The sequence below is a fragment of the Rhodococcus gordoniae genome (assembly GCF_001646655.1).
GTDB classification, from domain to species: Bacteria; Actinomycetota; Actinomycetes; order Mycobacteriales; family Mycobacteriaceae; genus Rhodococcus; species Rhodococcus gordoniae.
The window spans coordinates 78,770-96,825 of the sequence record NZ_LPZN01000019.1 but is presented as its reverse complement, the minus strand read 5'-3'; the positions used below and the strand labels follow the sequence as shown (position 1 = coordinate 96,825).

The 18,056-nt window shown below is 68.8% G+C and carries 16 protein-coding genes; 9 read left to right on the top strand and 7 right to left on the bottom strand.

The genetic code is table 11. The annotated features are described in order from the left end of the window. The first annotated feature begins 105 nt into the window (after positions 1 to 105). From A8G18_RS11420 to A8G18_RS11410, 3 genes are all read left to right on the top strand, one after another. Positions 106 to 690, top strand: a complete 585-nt coding sequence (locus tag A8G18_RS11420) for a hypothetical protein (protein WP_037222260.1) — start codon at positions 106 to 108, stop codon at positions 688 to 690. Beyond that, on the top strand, positions 690 to 1,859 hold the full coding sequence (locus A8G18_RS11415; protein ID WP_064063963.1) for a zinc-dependent alcohol dehydrogenase: 1,170 nt from the start codon (positions 690 to 692) through the stop codon (positions 1,857 to 1,859). The genes A8G18_RS11420 and A8G18_RS11415 overlap by 1 nt, the downstream gene beginning before the upstream one ends. Positions 1,860 to 1,923: 64 nt before the next feature. Further along, positions 1,924 to 2,400: a VOC family protein gene (locus A8G18_RS11410; protein ID WP_016932536.1), complete on the top strand. Its 477-nt coding sequence runs from the start codon at positions 1,924 to 1,926 to the stop codon at positions 2,398 to 2,400. A 60-nt stretch (positions 2,401 to 2,460) separates the two neighbouring features. Here A8G18_RS11410 and A8G18_RS11405 read toward each other — a convergent pair whose 3' ends face one another. The 4 genes from A8G18_RS11405 to A8G18_RS11390 form a co-directional block, all read right to left on the bottom strand. Further along, on the bottom strand, positions 2,461 to 4,293 hold the full coding sequence (locus A8G18_RS11405) for a phosphoenolpyruvate carboxykinase (GTP) (protein ID WP_064063962.1): 1,833 nt from the start codon (positions 4,291 to 4,293) through the stop codon (positions 2,461 to 2,463). Between the two features lie 277 nt (positions 4,294 to 4,570). Then, positions 4,571 to 4,951 carry a DUF6802 family protein gene (locus A8G18_RS11400; RefSeq protein WP_064063961.1) on the bottom strand — a complete coding sequence of 127 codons (381 nt, stop codon included), beginning with the start codon at positions 4,949 to 4,951 and terminating at the stop codon, positions 4,571 to 4,573. A 36-nt stretch (positions 4,952 to 4,987) separates the two neighbouring features. Beyond that, positions 4,988 to 6,376 carry a hypothetical protein gene (locus A8G18_RS11395; protein ID WP_245207844.1) on the bottom strand — a complete coding sequence of 463 codons (1,389 nt, stop codon included), beginning with the start codon at positions 6,374 to 6,376 and terminating at the stop codon, positions 4,988 to 4,990. Next, positions 6,373 to 6,978, bottom strand: a complete 606-nt coding sequence (locus A8G18_RS11390) for a hypothetical protein (RefSeq protein WP_064063975.1) — start codon at positions 6,976 to 6,978, stop codon at positions 6,373 to 6,375. The genes A8G18_RS11395 and A8G18_RS11390 overlap by 4 nt, the downstream gene beginning before the upstream one ends. Before the next feature lie 135 nt (positions 6,979 to 7,113). Between A8G18_RS11390 and trmB the strand changes: the two genes are divergently transcribed. The 3 genes from trmB to A8G18_RS11375 are packed head-to-tail and all read left to right on the top strand — an operon-like array spanning position 7,114 to position 11,906. Beyond that, entirely contained in the window at positions 7,114 to 7,860 is a 747-nt protein-coding gene (trmB, locus tag A8G18_RS11385) for a tRNA (guanosine(46)-N7)-methyltransferase TrmB (protein WP_084421719.1), read from the top strand. Further along, on the top strand, positions 7,857 to 8,549 hold the full coding sequence (locus A8G18_RS11380) for an NYN domain-containing protein (protein WP_026003512.1): 693 nt from the start codon (positions 7,857 to 7,859) through the stop codon (positions 8,547 to 8,549). The genes trmB and A8G18_RS11380 overlap by 4 nt, the downstream gene beginning before the upstream one ends. 9 nt (positions 8,550 to 8,558) lie before the next feature. After that, positions 8,559 to 11,906: an MMPL family transporter gene (locus A8G18_RS11375; RefSeq protein ID WP_064063960.1), complete on the top strand. Its 3,348-nt coding sequence runs from the start codon at positions 8,559 to 8,561 to the stop codon at positions 11,904 to 11,906. A gap of 57 nt (positions 11,907 to 11,963) precedes the next feature. Here the strand turns inward: A8G18_RS11375 and A8G18_RS11370 are convergent, their stop codons facing one another. Genes A8G18_RS11370 through macS form a run of 3 tightly spaced genes read right to left on the bottom strand, consistent with a single transcriptional unit; the run spans position 11,964 to position 14,484 of the window. Next, positions 11,964 to 12,614 (bottom strand): DUF1707 SHOCT-like domain-containing protein, encoded by a 651-nt coding sequence (locus A8G18_RS11370; protein ID WP_064063959.1) that lies wholly within the window; start codon positions 12,612 to 12,614, stop codon positions 11,964 to 11,966. A gap of 39 nt (positions 12,615 to 12,653) precedes the next feature. After that, on the bottom strand, positions 12,654 to 13,280 hold the full coding sequence (locus tag A8G18_RS11365; RefSeq protein ID WP_016933221.1) for a response regulator: 627 nt from the start codon (positions 13,278 to 13,280) through the stop codon (positions 12,654 to 12,656). Beyond that, positions 13,234 to 14,484 (bottom strand): MacS family sensor histidine kinase, encoded by a 1,251-nt coding sequence (gene macS, locus A8G18_RS11360; protein WP_115311507.1) that lies wholly within the window; start codon positions 14,482 to 14,484, stop codon positions 13,234 to 13,236. Before macS ends, A8G18_RS11365 begins: the two co-directional genes overlap by 47 nt. Before the next feature lie 172 nt (positions 14,485 to 14,656). Between macS and A8G18_RS11355 the strand changes: the two genes are divergently transcribed. The 3 genes from A8G18_RS11355 to A8G18_RS11345 all read left to right on the top strand — a co-directional run bounded on the left by A8G18_RS11355 (position 14,657) and on the right by A8G18_RS11345 (position 18,015). After that, the gene (locus A8G18_RS11355) at positions 14,657 to 16,165 is read left to right on the top strand and encodes an adenylate/guanylate cyclase domain-containing protein (RefSeq protein WP_064063958.1); all 1,509 of its coding nucleotides are present in this window, start codon (positions 14,657 to 14,659) and stop codon (positions 16,163 to 16,165) included. 84 nt (positions 16,166 to 16,249) lie between these two features. Beyond that, a complete protein-coding gene (locus A8G18_RS11350; protein ID WP_245207843.1) occupies positions 16,250 to 17,371 on the top strand; it encodes a lysylphosphatidylglycerol synthase transmembrane domain-containing protein in 1,122 nt (373 codons plus the stop codon). 89 nt (positions 17,372 to 17,460) lie between these two features. After that, a complete protein-coding gene (locus tag A8G18_RS11345) occupies positions 17,461 to 18,015 on the top strand; it encodes a YceI family protein (RefSeq protein ID WP_064063956.1) in 555 nt (184 codons plus the stop codon). Positions 18,016 to 18,056 lie beyond the last annotated feature (41 nt).

The window sequence follows — 18,056 nt, the reverse complement described above, 5'->3', positions numbered from 1 at the left end:
TCAACATCAGCGGCCGCCTCGATCTTCCCGACGCCCACTGTGGCGTTCGTCCTCCGATCCGGCGACCGGCGGTCCCTGTCCGTCCGTACCGGTGAGGAGACGACGGTGGTCGATTTCGGCAGAGTCGTGCAGAACGCGAGCAAGGTCGCGGAGAACGCGAGCAGAGTCGTCGACAACGCGGGCAGGGCGGTGAACCATGCCGGTCACACGGTCGGCGGACTCGTCCGGCGCGCCGTGGACCGGCCCGTCGACGCGCGGAAACCGCAGACGGTGACCGTGACGGTTCCGCGGGCGCAGGTCATGCAGTTCTGGCGGGATCCCGAGAACCTGAGCAGAGTGTTCGGCGATCACGTGCGGGTCGAGACGGTCGAGGCGAACCGTCTGCGCTGGACCTGGGACGTCGCCGGCAGATCCACGATCTGGGACACCCGGGTCGATGTCACCTCGGAGGGCCTCGCATTCGTCGGAGAGGACGACGCGGACACGCCGGGCCCCCGAGTGGTCCTCGCGGTGTCCGACGCACCGCGCGGCACCGCGATGACGCTGCGCGCCCAGGTTCCCGCTCCCGACCTGGTCACCGGCGCGTGGACCTTCACCGCCCTCTACCGTGCGCGCGCCCTCATGCAGACCGGCGAGATCCCCACCCTGCAGGGCAGTCCGAGTGCCCGCGAATCGGAAGGAGACGCCTGATGCGAGCCCTGTGCTGGATGGGTGTGAACGAATTATCGGTCGAGACGGTCGACGATCCCGGCCTGGTCAATCCGCACGACGTGATCGTGAAGGTCCGCCTCACCACGACCTGCGGTTCCGATCTGCACTTTCTCGGCGGTTACCTACCGGGGATGCGCGAGGGCGACGTGATCGGCCACGAGTTCATGGGCGAGATCGTGGAGACCGGCCCGGAGGTGACCTCGGTACACGTCGGCGACCGGGTGGTCGTGCCGTCGTTCATCGGATGCGGGACATGCCCGTACTGCGCCGACGGACTGCACGCCGCGTGCGACACCACCAATCCGAACGCCGCCATGCAGCAGCCTCTGCTCGGCTATCCCACCGGCGGCATCTACGGGTACACCCATCCTTTCGGCGGGTATCAGGGTTCGCACGCCGAATACATCCGCGTGCCCTTCGGCGACGTCAACTGCTTCCGGATCCCCGAGGGTGTCGGTGACGAGCAGGCCCTGTTCCTGTCGGACGCGGTGCCGACGGGATATATGGGTGCCGATTTCTGCGACATCTCCCCGGGTGACACCGTGGCGGTCTGGGGTGCCGGCGCTGTCGGTCTCATGGCCGCGGCGAGCGCGAGGATCATGGGTGCCGAAAGGGTGATCGTGATCGACCGTTTCCGCGATCGCCTCGACCGCGCCGCGAAGAAGGTCGGCGCCGAGACGGTGGATTACACCGAGGTCGACAGCGTCTACGAGACGCTGCGCGAGAGCACCGGTGGGCGCGGGCCGGACGCGTGTATCGACGCGGTGGGCATGGAAGGCCACGGCACCGGCGTCATGCAGGCCTACGACAAGGTCAAGCAGGCACTGCGGATGGAGAGCGACCGCGCGACCTCCCTGCGGGAGGCGATCCTGTCCTGCGGCAAGGGCGGTGTGGTGTCGGTGCTGGGCATCTACGGTGTCACCGACAAGTTCCCGATGGCCGTCCTGACGAACAAGAGCCTCACATTGCGGACGGCACAGCAACACGGCCAGCGGTACATGCCCACCCTGTTCGAGCACGTCCTCGAGAACAGGCTGGACCCGAGTTGGCTCATGACGCACGACCTTCCGCTCACCGAGGCGGTACGCGGATACGAGATGTTCGAGAAGAAGGAGGACGACTGCCTGCGCGCGGTCTTCCGTCCGTGAGCCGGATCCTCACCGGTCGGGTTTCTTCAATACGAGCGCACGGTCGCCGTCCGACACTGACACCATGACGAATTCGGTGAATCCGGTCCCCGAGGGATACACCTCCCTCACCCCCTTCCTCGTCGTCCACGACGGAGGACGCGCGATCGACTTCTACAGCGAGGCGTTCGGAGCGACCGTCGTCGACCGGATGGACGGCCCCGACGGGAAGGTCGTGCATGCCGAACTCGACTTCGGCAACGGCCGAATGCAATTGAGCGATCCGCATCCCGAGATGGGTCTGCACACGCCCGGCGGAACGAACGAGGTCGACCATTCGTACGTGCTGTACTGCACGGACGTCGACGCCGTATTCGCGCGAGCCGTCACCCTCGGCTCCCGGGTGTTCGAGGAGCCGTCGACCTTCGTGACCGGCGACCGGTTCGCCTCGATCCTCGATCCCTTCGGTCACCGCTGGGCCGTGATGACGCGGGTCGAGAACGTTCCGGCCGAAGAGGCGAAGCGACGACTCGACGAGTGGGCGGCGCAGCAGAACGCGTGAAGGACGACGATGCCCGCTTCCGGAAGTACCGGAAGCGGGCATCGTCGTAACAGGATCGAATCAGCCCAGGCGCTGCTTCAGTGCCTCGAACTCGTCGCGGATGCCCGCGGGCACCTTCTCGCCGAGGAAGTCGAACCACTCGGCGATGCCGTCGATCTCGGCCTTCCACTCGTCGACATCGACCTTCAGGGCCTCGTCGACGTCGGCGGGCTCGACATCGAGACCGTCGAGCGTGAGGTCGGCGGCCGTGGGAACGTAGCCGATCGGCGTGGACTGCGCGCCGGCCTTGTTCTCGATACGGTCGACGATCCACTTGAGCACACGCGAGTTCTCGCCGAAGCCGGGCCACAGGAAGCGGCCGTCGTCGCCACGACGGAACCAGTTGACGTAGAAGATCTTCGGCAGCTTGTCCTCGTCGGCGTTCTTGCCGAGCGTGATCCAGTGGTTCAGGTAGTCGCCGGCGTTGTAGCCGAGGAACGGCAGCATCGCCATCGGGTCGCGACGGACGCTACCGACCTTGCCCTCGGCCGCGGCGGTCTGCTCGGACGACAGGGTCGCGCCGAGGAAGGTGCCGTGCTGCCAGTCGAAGGACTGGCTCACGAGGGGCACCGTCGTCTTGCGGCGTCCGCCGAACAGGATCGCCGAGATCGGCACACCCTGCGGGTCGTCCCACTCGGGAGCGAGGATCGGGCACTGCGACATCGGGGTGCAGTAGCGCGAGTTCGGGTGCGCGGCGTTGGTGCCGGACTCGGGGGTCCAGTCGTTGCCCAGCCAGTCGGTGAGGTGCGCCGGGGTCTCGCCGCCGATGCCCTCCCACCAGATGTCGCCGTCGTCGGTCTTCGCGACGTTGGTGTAGATGGTGTTGCCGGCCTCGATGGTGGCCATCGCGTTCGGGTTCGAATCCGCGCTGGTGCCCGGAGCGACGCCGAAGAAGCCGAACTCCGGGTTGACGGCGTAGAGACGGCCGTCCTTGCCGAAGCGCATCCACGCGATGTCGTCGCCGAGGGTCTCGGCGCGCCAGCCGGGGATGGTCGGCTGGATCATCGCGAGGTTGGTCTTGCCGCACGCCGACGGGAACGCCGCGGCGACGTAGTACGCCTTGTCCTCGGGGGAGATGAGCTTGAGGATCAGCATGTGCTCGGCGAGCCAGCCCTCGTCGTGGGCCATCGCCGACGCGATACGCAGCGAGTAGCACTTCTTGCCGAGCAGGGCGTTGCCGCCGTAACCGGAGCCGAAGCTCCAGATCTCACGGGTCTCGGGGAAGTGGGTGATGTACTTGGTGTCGTTGCACGGCCACGGGACATCCTGCTGACCGGCCTCGAGCGGCGCACCCACCGAGTGCAGCGCCTTGACGAACGGACGGTCGGTGCCGAGCTTCTCGAGAGCCGCGGTGCCCATGCGGGTCATGATGCGCATCGAGACGACGACGTACTCCGAGTCGGTGAGCTCGACGCCGAGCTTCGGGTCGTCGGCACCGAGCGGGCCCATGCAGAACGGAACGACGTACAGGGTGCGTCCGCGCATGCAGCCGCGGTACAGCTCGGTCATCGTGGCGCGCATCTCGTCGGGCGCCATCCAGTTGTTGGTGGGGCCGGCGTCGATCTCGTTCTCCGAGCAGATGAACGTGCGCGACTCGACACGGGCGACATCGGACGGATCCGAGTTCGCGAGGAAGGAGTTCGGCTTCTTCTCGTCGTTCAGACGCGTGAAGGTGCCGGCCTCCACCAGCAGAGAAGTCAGACGGTCCCATTCCTCATCGGAGCCGTCGGCCCATACGACGCGATCGGGCTGGGTGAGCTCGGCAATCTCCTGGACCCAGGCAAGCAACTCGGCATGCTGGGTCGGAAGCTTGTCGTCGGTACCGTTCAAACCGGGAATGGTCGCTGAGGTCATCAAAACTCTCCTGGGGTGTGCCCGGAACCGGATCCCGCCGCCGACCTGCACTTTGTCGGTGCAGACGATGGCAGATCCGGGCTTTCCCCTCTCGGCAGGGGTACCACCTACTTCGTCCGTGGCCGAACGGCGAAGCAGGCGCCGGATGTCCTTTTCATAGAGGTTAACGTCGGAAGACCGACCGGCGTCACTCGGGGCCGGTCGGAAATCTCACAGAAACGATTCAGAGCGTGCGCACAATACCGTCCCCTCCCCCTGCTACGCAGCCGGAGATGAATCACTTCGACCCTTCTCCGTGGTGTACGTCGTATTCCAGGCTACCTGTGTCGAGACGACTCCAGCGACCCGATCCGTCCAGCTCGCGACAGTATTCCCACACTCCGTAGCGTCCGTCGTCCGCGATCACCGACAGGCGGTCGCTGCCGCCGTCCAGATCGGTGTCGGTGGCGACCACGAGACCGTCGCCCCGGTCGCCGCCGTCTCCCCAGCGCTCACTGTCGGCGACCACCGTCTCGGCAACACCGTCGCCGTCGAGGTCGGTGGCCGGATCGAGGGCATCGGCCCAGGCAGCCACCTCGGAGGGGTCGAACACGGAAGGATCGAACGGATCGGTGAACGGATGGGGCGGTCCGCCCGATCCGTCGGCGAGTTCGGCCATCGTTTCCTTTCCGACCCGGCGGTCGCCGGATCGCTTCTATCCGGTTCGACGCACGCCGGCATCCCGCGGTTCCGGGTCGTGTCCGAGCGCCGCGAGGTCGCGTTCGCACGCCGCGATGCGGGCGCGCCGTTCCCCGCGGCGACAGGTGATCTCCGCGTCGATCGCCGCGATGCGCTCGCGCACGCGGGTCGCGTGCCGGTCGCGCGCGGCGATCGCGAGCGCAGTGGACTGCAGTTCCGTCTCGTGGATGCGGGTCCGGATCCAGTTGTCGAGCTCCGCGCGCACGGTGGCCAGCTCGTCGGCGATCCAGCGGCGCATCCGTTCCCGGTACGCGATACGCCTGCGGACCCGCATCAGCCAGCCCGCCGCCGGGACCGCGCACGCGATCGCGACCACCAGCGACATCCAGCCCGGCAGATTCCCGAACGGAGTGACGAGCAGCCTGCCGAGGCCCGCCCCTGCCGACGCGCCGAACACCACCGTCAGCGTGTCCTCCAGCGACCGCGCGGTCCCGGGCGGGCGGGACGTGCGGGTGGCTTCCGGGTCGGGTGTGCCCGGTGCGATCCGGGTCGTCTCCTCGGTGAGCCACGCGCACAGATCGTCGAGGTGGGCGTCGATCGTCGCGACCACCGCGTCCCCGTCTGCGGTCTCGAGCACCTCGACCGCATCGGTGGATGCCGCCCGTACCCGCACCGCGACCTCGTGCAGCAGCATCACCTGCAGTCGGCGCAGGTCGGGACCGGAGGTCGCGGGTGGTGCGGTGGTGGTGAGGCGGGAGCGTTCGGCGCGGAGGTCCGCTCCGTCGTCCTCCGTCCTCAGACGCTCCATCTCCTCCCCGATCATCGGGCGCGTGGCGGCGACGACCGCTGTGCGTACCCGTCGCGGGTCGTGCGACGACCGGACGGCGGCGGCCAGGACGTCCCGCAGCTCGACGATCCCCGAGCCGGCGAGCGCGGTCTGCCGAAAGGTCTCGCTCGCATCGTGCCCGCGGGCCCGCCGCGCGGCCTCGGCGGAGACGGGCAGCACGACGACGCGCGGCAGCCAGGGTGCGTGCCGGTGCAGGATCTCGACGTCGGCGTCGCGCACCGCACGGTGGTCGGGGTAGCGCTCGATGCCCGTCAGGGCACAGACCACCTCGATCGACTCGGCGGCTGCCGCGCGCACGAGTGCGAGTTCGGTCCGTCCGATCACGGCCGAGGGGTCGAACACCACGAGGGCGACCGCGGCCCGATCCGAGGGCCCCTGGGCAGCAGCCCTGCCGTCGTCCGCGATGTCCACGCCGCCGAGGTGCCGCAGTTCCGATGCCAGCGTGCCGGCGCCGGAACCGGGCACTCCGACGACCCGTACACCGGTCGCGGGTGGTTCGTGCAGCTGCATCCATCCGCGCGGGTTCCATCGGCGCAGGACGTCGTCGGCTGCGTTCACCGCGATCCCGCCGACACCAGATCCAGGGCGTGTTCGACGAGTTCCCGCACCTGCGGAGCCGCGGGGATTCCCGCAGCGACTCGGGCCAGCTCCTCGTCGCGGAGCCCGCGGGCGACGGCCGCACGCGCGGCGATCAGTTCTGCGAGCAGCCTCTCCTCGCGAACCGCGACCACCTGCCCTGGGGCCACGCCGGTCGCACGGGCGACGACGGCGCACTCCGCGGCATCCGCCCCACCAGAGACCACCAGGACGACGCGACGAGGATCGACGGTCGCGAGTGCGGCACGGTCGGCAGGGTGCGCGACAGCCGGGTCGAGGCGACGCGGCACCACGTGGACGACGAGGTCGGCGTCGAGCACCGGATCGGGACCGCCCGGTGTGTCCACTGCCACTCCGACGACGATCGTGCCCGCGGCCGCATCGTGCGGCAGCGACTCCCGGACCCGCGCCTCGGCCACCGCGCGGCCGGTCCCTGCGCGGCCCGCCACCTGCACCCGCAACGCGGCCGCGTGCCGGGCCAGCGCGCTGCGTAGGACCCGCCCGGCCTGCGCGTCGAGTTGCTCGACCTGCGCGGCGAGGTGATGCCACAACTCCCCCGTCATGATCCCCCGATCGTCGCCGGAGATTGTGGCAGAGAGACCGCCGGTGGGCAGCGGAACGAATGCTTCCCTGAGAAAACACTGTGGTCCCTCAGGTCACTCCCGCCACACACTCCCGAGATACGCGACAATGGACGGGTGAACGAAGCCGATCAGCACACCACCGAGACGCTCGACGAGCGCCCGACCCGCGGGAACCGCCTGTACCCCAGGGTGACGAGTTTCCGGTCCCGCCGTGGATCGCTGACCGACCCTCAACAGCAGTGCTGGGACCGTCGTTGGCCCGAACTCGGCAAGGAGGTCGGCGACGATCCGCTCGACGTCGAAGCGTGGTTCGGCCGTTCCGCACCGCTCGTCCTCGAGATCGGATCCGGAACGGGAACCGCTGCCCTCGCCATGGCCGGGGCCGAGCCCGAGGTGAACCTCATCGCCGTGGAGGTCTACAAGCCCGGCATCGCCCAGACGCTGCAGGGCATCGAGCGCAGCTACGACAGCGACGCGCCGATCGAGAATCTGCGGATCCTGCGTGGCGACGCCGTCGAGGTGCTCGAGAAGATGCTCACCACCGAGTCGCTCACCGGGGTGCGGGTCTTCTTCCCGGATCCGTGGCCCAAGGCCCGCCACCACAAGCGCCGGCTCCTGCAGGCCCCGACGTTCGCGCTGATCGCCGACCGGTTGAAGCCCGGCGGAGTGCTGCACGTGGCCACCGACCACGCCGACTACGCCGAAGCGATCGCCGAGGTGGGCGACGCCGAACCTCGACTCGCCCGGTTCTCCGGTACCGCCCCGATCGGCCTCGAGCGACCCGTCACGAAGTTCGAGGACAAGGCACACCAGGTGGGGAGCGCGATCAACGAGTTCGTCTGGGGGAAGATCGGAGCATGAGTGTCCATGAAGAGCTTCCCGGCGTGACCGATTCCTCCGCGATCGACGGCGTCGAGCCGGTCCGTAAGGTCCTGCTCGTCTGGGACGCACCCAACCTCGACATGGGCCTCGGCGCAATCCTCGGTGGACGGCCCACCGCCGCCTACCGCCCGCGCTTCGACGCTCTCGGCCGGTGGCTGCTCGGGCGCACCGCCGAACTGTCGCGTCAGCACTCCACCACCCTCGAGCCCGAGGCCACGGTGTTCACCAACATCGCACCGGGCAGCGCGGACGTCGTCCGCCCCTGGGTCGAGGCCCTGCGTAATGTGGGCTTCGCGGTGTTCGCCAAGCCGAAGATCGACGAGGACAGCGATGTCGACTCCGACATGCTGCACCACATCGAGCTGAGGCACCGGGAGGGTCTCGCCGGTGTGATGGTGGCCTCCGCCGACGGGCAGGCCTTCCGTGAACCCCTCGAGCTGCTCGCGCAGCAGGGCATCGCCACCACGGTGCTCGGTTTCCGCGAGCACGCCAGCTGGGCGGTGACCTCCGAGATCATCGAGTTCCTCGATCTCGAGGACATTCCCGGTGTGTTCCGCGAACCGCTGCCCCGCGTCAGCCTGGAATCGCTGCCCGACGAGGGTGCCTGGCTGCAGCCGTTCCGACCGCTTTCTGCTCTCCTGGTGGGGCGCAAGAGCGTCGCCGAATAGGAGACTCACGTGTTCGACCGTTGGGGAGAGCTCGTCTACCGCGCGCGCTTCACCGTCATCGCGGTGATGGTCGCGGGGTTGCTCGCGCTCGCCGGGTACGGGCTGAGCCTGAACGATCATCTCAGCCAGAGCGGCTGGGACGATCCCGGCTCGGAGTCCGTCGCCGCTGCCAAGCTCGCCGACGGCACCTTCGGCCGCGACACCGCGGGCGACGTTCTGGTGCTCTACACGGCGCCCGAGGGCAGGACGGTCGACGATCCCGAGTTCGCGGCGAAGGTCACGGACAGCCTGAACTCACTGGTCGCCGAGCACCCCGACGAAATTCTCAAGATCAACGGTGCGTACTGGCCGACCGACGACGCGCCGTCGCTGCCGTCGCTGGCCGATCCGTCGCGTCAGCACGCGATCGCGTCGGTCGCCATCGCCGGTGAGGACGACACGGAACTGACCGGCAACTTCCGCGAGGTCAAGGACGAGTTCGCCGTCGACGGTATCGACGTGCAGCTCGCCGGCCTGCAACCGATCTCCGGCGCGCTCAACGACACGATGGCCAACGACATCAAGCGCATGGAGATCCTCGCGATCCCCGCGGTCGGCATCCTGCTGTTCTTCGTCTTCGGCGGTGTCGTCGCAGCCGCGCTGCCGTTGATCACCGGCGGCCTGACGATCGTCGCGGCGAACGGCATCGTCCGGTTGATCACCAACTTCACCGAGGTCAACTCGTTCGTCGCGCCGGTCGTCTCGCTCATCGGCCTGGGCCTGGCGATCGACTACGGCCTGTTCATGGTGTCGAGATTCCGCGAAGAACTCGCCGAGGGCTACGACACGCGCGCAGCGGTGCGGCGCACCGTCGTGACCGCAGGTCGCACGGTGGTGTTCTCGGCGACCATGGTCGTCACGAGCCTCGGTGGTCTCGTGCTGTTCCCCCAGGGCTTCCTCAAGTCGGTCGCCTACGGCGCGATCTCGGCGGTGTCGCTGGCCGCCCTGCTGTCCATCACGATCCTGCCCGCCATCCTCAGCATCCTCGGCAAGCGCATCGACAAGTTCGGCATGAAGCGCTTCGGGCAGATCCAGTCGAACGAGCAGGTCGAGAACAGCTTCCTCGGCCGCCTGTGCCGCTGGGTGATGGTCAACCCGATGAAGGTGACCATCCCGACGGTCATCGGCCTGCTGCTGCTGATCATGCCGCTGACCGGCATCAAGTTCGGTGGCATCAACGAGACCTACCTGCCGCCCGAGCACCCCACGCGTGTGGCGCAGGAGACCTTCGACGAACTGTTCCCCGGCCAGCGCGCCGAACCGGTCAAGCTCGTCGTCCGCGGCGCCGAGGGCGGCGACCTCAACAAGATCATCACCACGGCCAGCGAGGCTCCCGGTCTCGTCGAGAAATTCACGATCACCGGCCCGGCGAAGGACGGCGTCCGCGTACTCAAGGCCGGCCTGACCGACCGCAACGAGTCCGCCGACACCATCGAGTATCTGCACGCGGCCGAATGGCCCGAGGGCGTCGAAGTGCTCGTCGGCGGCACACCGGCGATCGAACAGGACTCCATCGCTGCCCTGCTCGACACCCTGCCGTTGATGGTCGTGGTGGTCGTCCTGCTGACGACACTGCTCATGTTCCTGGCCTTCGGCTCGCTCGTGCTGCCGGTCAAGGCGGTGTTGATGAGCGCCCTGGGTCTCGGTTCGACCCTCGGCATCCTCACCTGGATCTTCATCGACGGCCACGGCGCCGGGCTGCTCAACTTCACGCCGGGACCGATCATGTCGCCGGTGCTCGTGCTGATCATCGCGATCGTGTACGGCCTGTCGACCGACTACGAGGTGTTCCTGCTCTCCAGAATGGTGGAGGCGAGGTCGATGGGGGCGAGCACCACCGAGTCCATCCGCATCGGTACCGCCCACACCGGCCGCATCATCACGGCGGCAGCCCTGATCCTCATCGTCGTCACCGGCGCCTTCGGATTCTCCGAACTGGTGATGATGAAGTACATCGCGTTCGGCATGATCGCCGCGCTGATCATCGACGCCACCGTCATCCGCATGTTCCTCGTGCCCGCCGTGATGAAGCTGCTCGGGGACGACTGCTGGTGGGCTCCGGCGTGGATGAAACGCATCCAGGAGAAGATCGGCCTGGGCGAACCCATCCTCGCCGACGAATTGATGCCCCAGGACGTTCCCGAGCTGATCACCGTCGGCATGTTCGGTCCGGCGACGGTCGCGGCCACGGGTGCGCATCGCTTCCCGGGCGCCTTCGAGGGTGGCTCCGACCTCACGCAGCCGCTGCCGAAGATCGCTCCGCCGCGTCCGGCTTCCGAACAACGCAAACTCCGAGATCTCACGCCGCCGCCGGTGCGCCGCCAAGCGCCCGGTCGTCCCCCTGTGCGTCCCGCAGCGCCCGCTGCGGGCCGCCCCCCCGCACCTCGGAACGGCGAGCGGGTGCCACCCGCGACCGGCCGTCCCACGCCGGCGAGCCGTCCGGCGCCGCCCGCTGCAGGTCCGGGACGTCCGTCGCGGCCGGTACCGGAACCGCGACGTCGCGCGGAGGATCGGACGCAGGTGGACGAGCGGAACGGCATGTCGCTGCCACAGCGCGGTGCGCTCGATCCCACGCAGCGCGGTGCGCTCGATCCCACGCAGCGCGGTGCGCTCGATCCCACACAGCGCGGTGCGTCCGAGACACCCGGAAGCCGGGCATCCGAACCGTCGCCGACGTCGGCCGTGCCGCCGCTCCCCCGCCGTCAGCGCGGGGAGGTTCCGCCGCCGCTGCCGCAGTCCTTCGTCCGGCCACCTGTTGTCCCGGGCGATTCGGAGCCTCTGCCCGGTGCCCCGGCGTCGCGTCCGAGGGAGTCCGGCACCGCCCGGGGACGGGATCCGCAGGCGATCGAGAACTGGTTGTCGCAGTTGCGCCGCACCTCGCCCGGCGGGGAGCCTTCCGCGCCGCGGCGGCGGCCCGCACAGGACGGACCGCGTCCGCCGGCACGCGAAGCGCAGCGTTCCCCGGCACCGGAACCCCAGCGACCTTCCGTCCCGGAGGCACAGCGTCCGCCGAGGTCTGAAGGACCGCGATTGCCGGCACCGGGACCGGCCCGGCCGCCCGTGCCGGGAACGCAGCAGCCGCCCACCCAGGGCATGCAGCCGCCCACGCAGAGCACCCCCCGTCCGCCTCTGCCCTCGCGGTCCCGGGGTCCTGAGCAACCGCCCCGCTCCGGGGGTGCCGAGCGACCGGAACAACGAGCGGACGACTCGCAGCAGGAACAGAACGACGCGGATTCACGCAGCCGCGGACGCCACGGTCCCGACGGTGGCCGCTCGATCAGCGTCAGCGAACTGATCGCCCGGCAGCGTCGCGACTGACGATCCGAAACGACTCGAGGCGACCCGCTCGCGGGCCGCCTCGGGTGTTGTCGGACTTCAGTTGCCGTTGAAGAACTTGCGCAGTCTCGTGGACAGCGGATGCGTCACGTTGAGGCTTCCACCGCGAACCTTGCCGGTCACCACGACGTGCAGCGGTCCGTACGGCGCCCCGCCACGCACCTTGGACGACACGCTCGACGCGACGTTCTCGACGCCGTTGACGTCTGCCGTGGCCTCGGCGGGCAGCACGATGCTGATCGAACTGAGATAGTCGCTCACATCGATCCGCACCACCTGCGTCTGCATCACCGCCTCGGTGAGATCGAGGGTCACCGAGGACGCGACGGTGTCCAGGGCGATGGCGGGCGGCACGTGCCAGTGGCCCTTCCGTTCGACGCTGGAGACACGCCCCTTGATCACCAGAGGTGCAGCCTGGCCGGGCACGGGGAACGCCGCTGCGGTCGGCGCGGGGTAGGACGCCTGCGATATCCCCGGAAGATTCTGTTCCTGGAACTCGGGACGGATCTGGATGCCCGGCAGGTCGACGAGCACCTGGTTCAGATCGCCTCGGGTCTTGGCGGCGAGGACGGTGTCCATCCGTTCGGTGAACTCGCCGAGCGAGAGCATTCCCTGCCCGACCGCCCGCTGGAGAAGTTCGCCGACGTGCTCGCGCTCGGCGTCCGACACCCGCAGATCCCTCGGTTCCATGCCCACGAGCTTAACGGGACACCTGGTATGCCTCAGCAGTCACTCGAGACCCTGCTCGATGACGTACCGGGTGAGTTCGACCCGATTGGCGAGTTGCAGTTTGCGCAGCGTCGCCTGGACATGGTTCTCCACCGTGCGGTGGCTGAGTGTCAGCCGCGCGGCGATCTGTTTCGCCGACATACCCTTCGCGACCAGCCGCAACACCTCCGTCTCGCGCCCGGTCAGGGTGGGCGGCGGGAGCCTGTCGCCGACGTCGTTCGACATGCGGCGGTACTCGCCGAGCACCAACCCGGCCAGCCCGGGGGTGAAGACGGCCCGGCCCCGCGCGGTTGCGAGGACCGCGTCGACGAGTTCGTGCACCGAGGCGCTCTTCACGAGATAGCCGGACGCCCCGGCTTTGACCGCACCGAGGACGTCGTCCCGTTCGGAGGACGCCGACAGGACGAGCACCCGACTGTCCGGGGAGACCTCGAGGACCGCGCGGGTCGCCTCGGTGCCGGTGCCGTCGGGCATCGCCATGTCCATGAGCACGACGTCGGGGCGGACGACCGCGGCGCGTCGCGCGGCGCTCGCGACACCGTCGGCCTCGGCGACCACGACGAACCCGGCCTCCTCGAGGTCACGTCCGACGGCGTTGCGCCAGATGGGATGGTCGTCGACCACCATCACGCTGACGGTACGACGTTCTTGTGCGGTGTTCTCGTGTGCTTCCGCGTTGATCTCCGCCATTCGTTTCCCCCTTCGGCACCCGGATCTCCCATTCGGTTCCTTCGCCTGCGGCGCTGTCGAGCAGTGCGACGCCGCCCAGCCATTCCGCGCGCCCGACGATCGACTTGGAAACCCCCATGCGTCCCTGGTCGCGAGCTTCGTCGAGTCGGCCCGGCCCGATCCCGACACCGTCGTCCCGGATGCTGAGGACGAGCTCGTCGCCGAGATCTTCGAGAAGGATGTACGTGGCGGCTCCGGCACCGGCGTGCAAGTGCGTGTTCGACAGGGCCGCGGTCGTGAGCGCCGCGAGTTCCTCGGCCCGGTCGCGGGGGATCATGATCGGATCGGCCGGCGCGGACACCGTCGCGGCGGTACCGGCGCGGGCCCGCACGAGGGCTGTGAGGTCGGCGTCCTCGCCACCGCGGTCGACATGCGTGTCCTGGTCGGAGATCAGCTGCCGCAGCGCGGCCTCCTGCTCCCGTGCCAGCTCCGCGAGTTCCGTCGCGCCCCCGCCCAGCTCGAGTCCGCGCCGTTGCACGAGGGCGAGCACCTGCAGCACTCCGTCGTGCACCTGACGGGCGAGCCGGTCCCGTTCCTCGGTGGCGGCTGCGACCCGCACGGCCTGCTCGAGCTGCCGGTGCGCGCTGCGCGCGGCGGTGGTCGCGAATCCCATCGCCACGCCGCACGCGACGAGCACGGGCGCCGTCGCGTCCCGCCACAGATCCAGAGTGATCTGGTCGCGCACGACCGCGCTGACGACGGACATCAGCAGCGCCGATCCGATGCCGGTGAGAGGACCGCCGAGAATCGCCGCCGACAGCACGGCGTTGGCGACCCACAACGTGGTCGGCATGGTCTGGTGGTTGCTGTACCAGTCGTGGTCGGCGACCAGCCTGGTGGCCGCCATCAGTGCGACGGCGAGGATCTGGTCCACCGCGGTGACCGTCCGGCGCAGACGTACCCGGTGGGAGAGCAGCATCGCCGAGACGATCGACCACGCCACGAGTACCCCGACGAAGAACCACGACAGACCCGGACGGGTGTAATTCACGACGGTCGAGAACTGCGATCCCACGGCGTACACGACGGTGACGAGCCGGAACACCTGGGCGGCCCGCCACAAGGGTGCATCCGCATCGGGACCGGTGGGAGACGATCTCATCTGTACGTTTCGCACCTTTCGTCTCGGTAGGTGGCGAGTGAATCCAACCACTCCGCACCCCCTACGGTGACCGCCCCACGCTGTGACCGTCCGCACAGTGGTTTGATTTGAAGTCGTGCTGAGGTCGTACCGAGCTGTCGCCGCCACTCTGCGGAGTCGTTGGCCGCTCTACATGGCCTCGATGGGCGCCTCGAATCTGTTCGGCGCGCTGCTCGTGTTCGCCTTCGTCCGCTACGGGATCCCGATCGGCGAGACCGAGGCGATCGTCGCCGATCGCGTCCGCAACTTCGCGGTCTTCGCGGTCTACCTGGTCTTCGCCGGCATCGTGAGCCTCGGCGCCGCAGCGATCACGTTGCGCTCTGTCGTGCGGTGGCAGCTCCGCGGCGGTCCGCCCACTCGGGCGGAACAGATGGCGGCCCTGCACGCCCCGTTGCGACAGGCGATCGTTCACCTCGGACTGTGGCTGCTCGGCGGCGTGCTGTTCGTCTTCCTCACCGCCGAGGAGATGCCGTCGCTCGCCGTGGCCGTCTCGGTCACCGTCGCGATGGCCGCGACCAGCACCTTCGGTTTCACCTACATGCTCGGCGAACGCATCCTGCGGCCGGTCGCCGCGCGGGCGCTGAGCGAGGGCAACTTCGACCGGACGATGGCTCCGGGCGTGGGCACGCGCCTGGCCATGACCTGGGGGCTGGGCACGCTCATGCCGGTCGCCGGGATCGTGCTGCTGTGTGTGACGCAGCTGAGCGCGAACACCGACTTCGACGCCGACGCCCTGGCCCTGTCCGTCCTCGCGCTCGCCGTGACGTCGATCGGCCTCGCCCTCGTGCTGTCGCTGCTCACGTCGGCGCAGATCTCCGACCCCATCAAGCAGTTGCGCTGGGCGATCGAACGCGTGCAGCGCGGCGCTTCGGGGGTGCGGGTCGAGGTGTTCGACGGCAGCGAGATCGGCCGCCTGCAGGTCGGCTTCAACCGGATGATGGCCGAGTCCGACGAGCGCCGGCGCCTGCGCGAGTTGTTCGGTCAGCACGTCGGTGAGGACGTCGCGCGCCGCGCCCTGCAGTACGGCACCGAACTCGGCGGCGAGACCCGATACGTGGCGGTGCTGTTCGTCGACATGGTGGGGTCGACGGCGACGGCCGCCGAGCGACCACCGAACGAGGTCGTCGAACTGCTCAACGAATTCTTCCGTGTCGTCGTGGAGGTGGTGGACAGGCACCACGGCTTCGTCAACAAGTTCATGGGCGACGCCGCTCTGGTGATCTTCGGCGCTCCCCTGGACCGGCCGGACGCCCCCACGGCGGCTCTCGCGGCCGCACGCGAACTTCGTTTCGCGCTCGACGAGATCACCGGACTCGACGTGGGAATCGGTGTGTCCGCGGGACTCGCCGTGGCCGGCAACATCGGCGCGTCCGAGCGCTTCGAGTACACGGTGATCGGCGATCCCGTCAACGAGGCCTCGCGCCTGACCGAGCTGGCGAAACTGCGTCCGAGCAGGGTTCTCGCGTCGTCGAGCGCGCTGTATTTCGCGGACGACGAGGAACGCAGCCATTGGGAACTCGGCGACGAGGTGCAGCTGCGCGGCAGGCGGCGGATGACCCATCTCGCGTGGCCGGTTCGCTATCCCGGTGTTCCCGGAGAAGCGAGTCGGACGGACGTATCGGACGGTTCGACGGACGAGTGACGGCCCGTTCCGCGGGACCTGCCGACGAAACGGAACGCCCCTGGCACCCTCTCCGCGACCCGATGGTCGGTTACGGTGAACAGCGTGGCGCAGCCGCACGACGATCCTCCATGCCCCGACGCCACGCCGCGCCGGGGCTCGTTCCGGTGGCTCAAGTGGGTGTCGGCAGTCGCGCTCGTCGCCCTGCTGACCGTCGAGGCGATCTACCTGTGGCCGACGATGAGCGACTCGTGGCGCGCTGTCACCGAGATGCACTGGGGCTGGTTCGCCGCGTGCGTGCTGGCCCAGATGATCTCCCTCAGCGGTTTCGCCGGGGTGCAGCAACGGTTGCTCCGGGCAGGCGGAGTACGCGTCGGGCACTGGCGCTCGGCGTCGGTGATCTACGGCAGCACCGCCATGGCGGTGACCCTGCCGGCAGGGCCGGTCTTCTCCACCGCGTTCACCTACAAGCAGACGCGCAAGTGGGGCGCGACGCCTGTGGTCGCGTCGTGGCAGCTCGCCGTCTCCGGCGTCATCGCGGCGGCGACGCTCGCGGCGGTGGGCATGATCGGTGCGTTCGCCGTCGGTAGCCGGATCAGCCCCGTCACCCTCGTGTTGTCGCTCGCCGGAGCGGTCGCGTTGATGTTCGGGCTGCGGTACGTCGCGAAGAATCCCACGTCGATCGAGTCGGCGGGTGCGTGGGTCCTCCACCGGGTCAATCGCGTCACGAGGAAGCCGAGGGGCACCGGCTTCGACGTCTTCGAACGCACCCTCGCGCAACTCGAGGCGGTCGAACTCGCACGTCGCGACGGCGTGGCCGCTGTGGCGTGGTCGGCAGTGCACCGCGCGGCCGATGTGGCGTGCCTCGGACTGGCGTGCTGGGCAGTGGGCGGCTCTCCGTCCGTGGCGGGCCTGTTCATCGCGTTCGCTGCGGCGAAGGCCGTGGGGAGCGTGCCCCTCGCACCCGGCGGCCTGGGATTCGTGGACGGCACCCTCATCGCGACGCTCACCGCTGCGGGGTTGAGCGCCTCGCAGTCGCTGGCCGCGGTCTTCGTGTACCGGATGGTGAGCTTCGCATTCGTCGCGCTGGCGGGCTGGAGTACGGTCGCCGCGATGTACCGGGGCACCGGCAGCGACGAGATCGACCCGATCGCCGAGCGCGCAGAACACGAGCGCAGCACCCTCGAACGGCGACGTCGTCCGGTCGAGAATCCGGAACCGGCGTGATTCGCATCACAATGTAGTTGCGCAAGCAACTACTTGGTGGCATGGTGGCACTCAAGAAGTTGAAAGTTGAATCATCGAGGAGGACCACCATGACGACCGCCACCACCACCTTCCCCGGCCTGACCAGCGGTATCTGGGCCATCGACCCCGTCCACTCCAACGTGGGCTTCACCGTCCGGCACCTCGTCGTCAGCAAGGTTCGCGGCACCTTCGAGAACTTCTCCGGCGCCATCACCGTCGCCGAGGACGGCACCGCATCGGTGAACGCCGAGATCGACGTGAAGTCGATCAACACCAAGAACGCCGACCGCGACGCGCACGTCCGCTCCGCCGACTTCTTCGACGCCGAGCAGTTCCCCGTCGCCACCTTCGCCTCCACCGGCATCCGCGCCGACGGCGAGGACTACATCGTCACGGGCGACTTCACCCTCCGCGGCGTCACCCGCCCGGTCGAGCTGAAGCTCGAGTTCAACGGCGTCAACCCCGGCATGGGCCAGGGCCCGGTCGCCGGCTTCGAGGCCACCACCGTCATCAACCGCAAGGATTTCGGTATCAGCATCGAGATGCCGCTCGAAGGTGGCGGAGCCGTCGTCGGCGACAAGATCACCATCACCCTCGAGATCGAGGCCGGCCTGCAGGCCTGAGCTCCCTCACACGCGGAACGCCCCTCCTCCGGGAGGGGCGT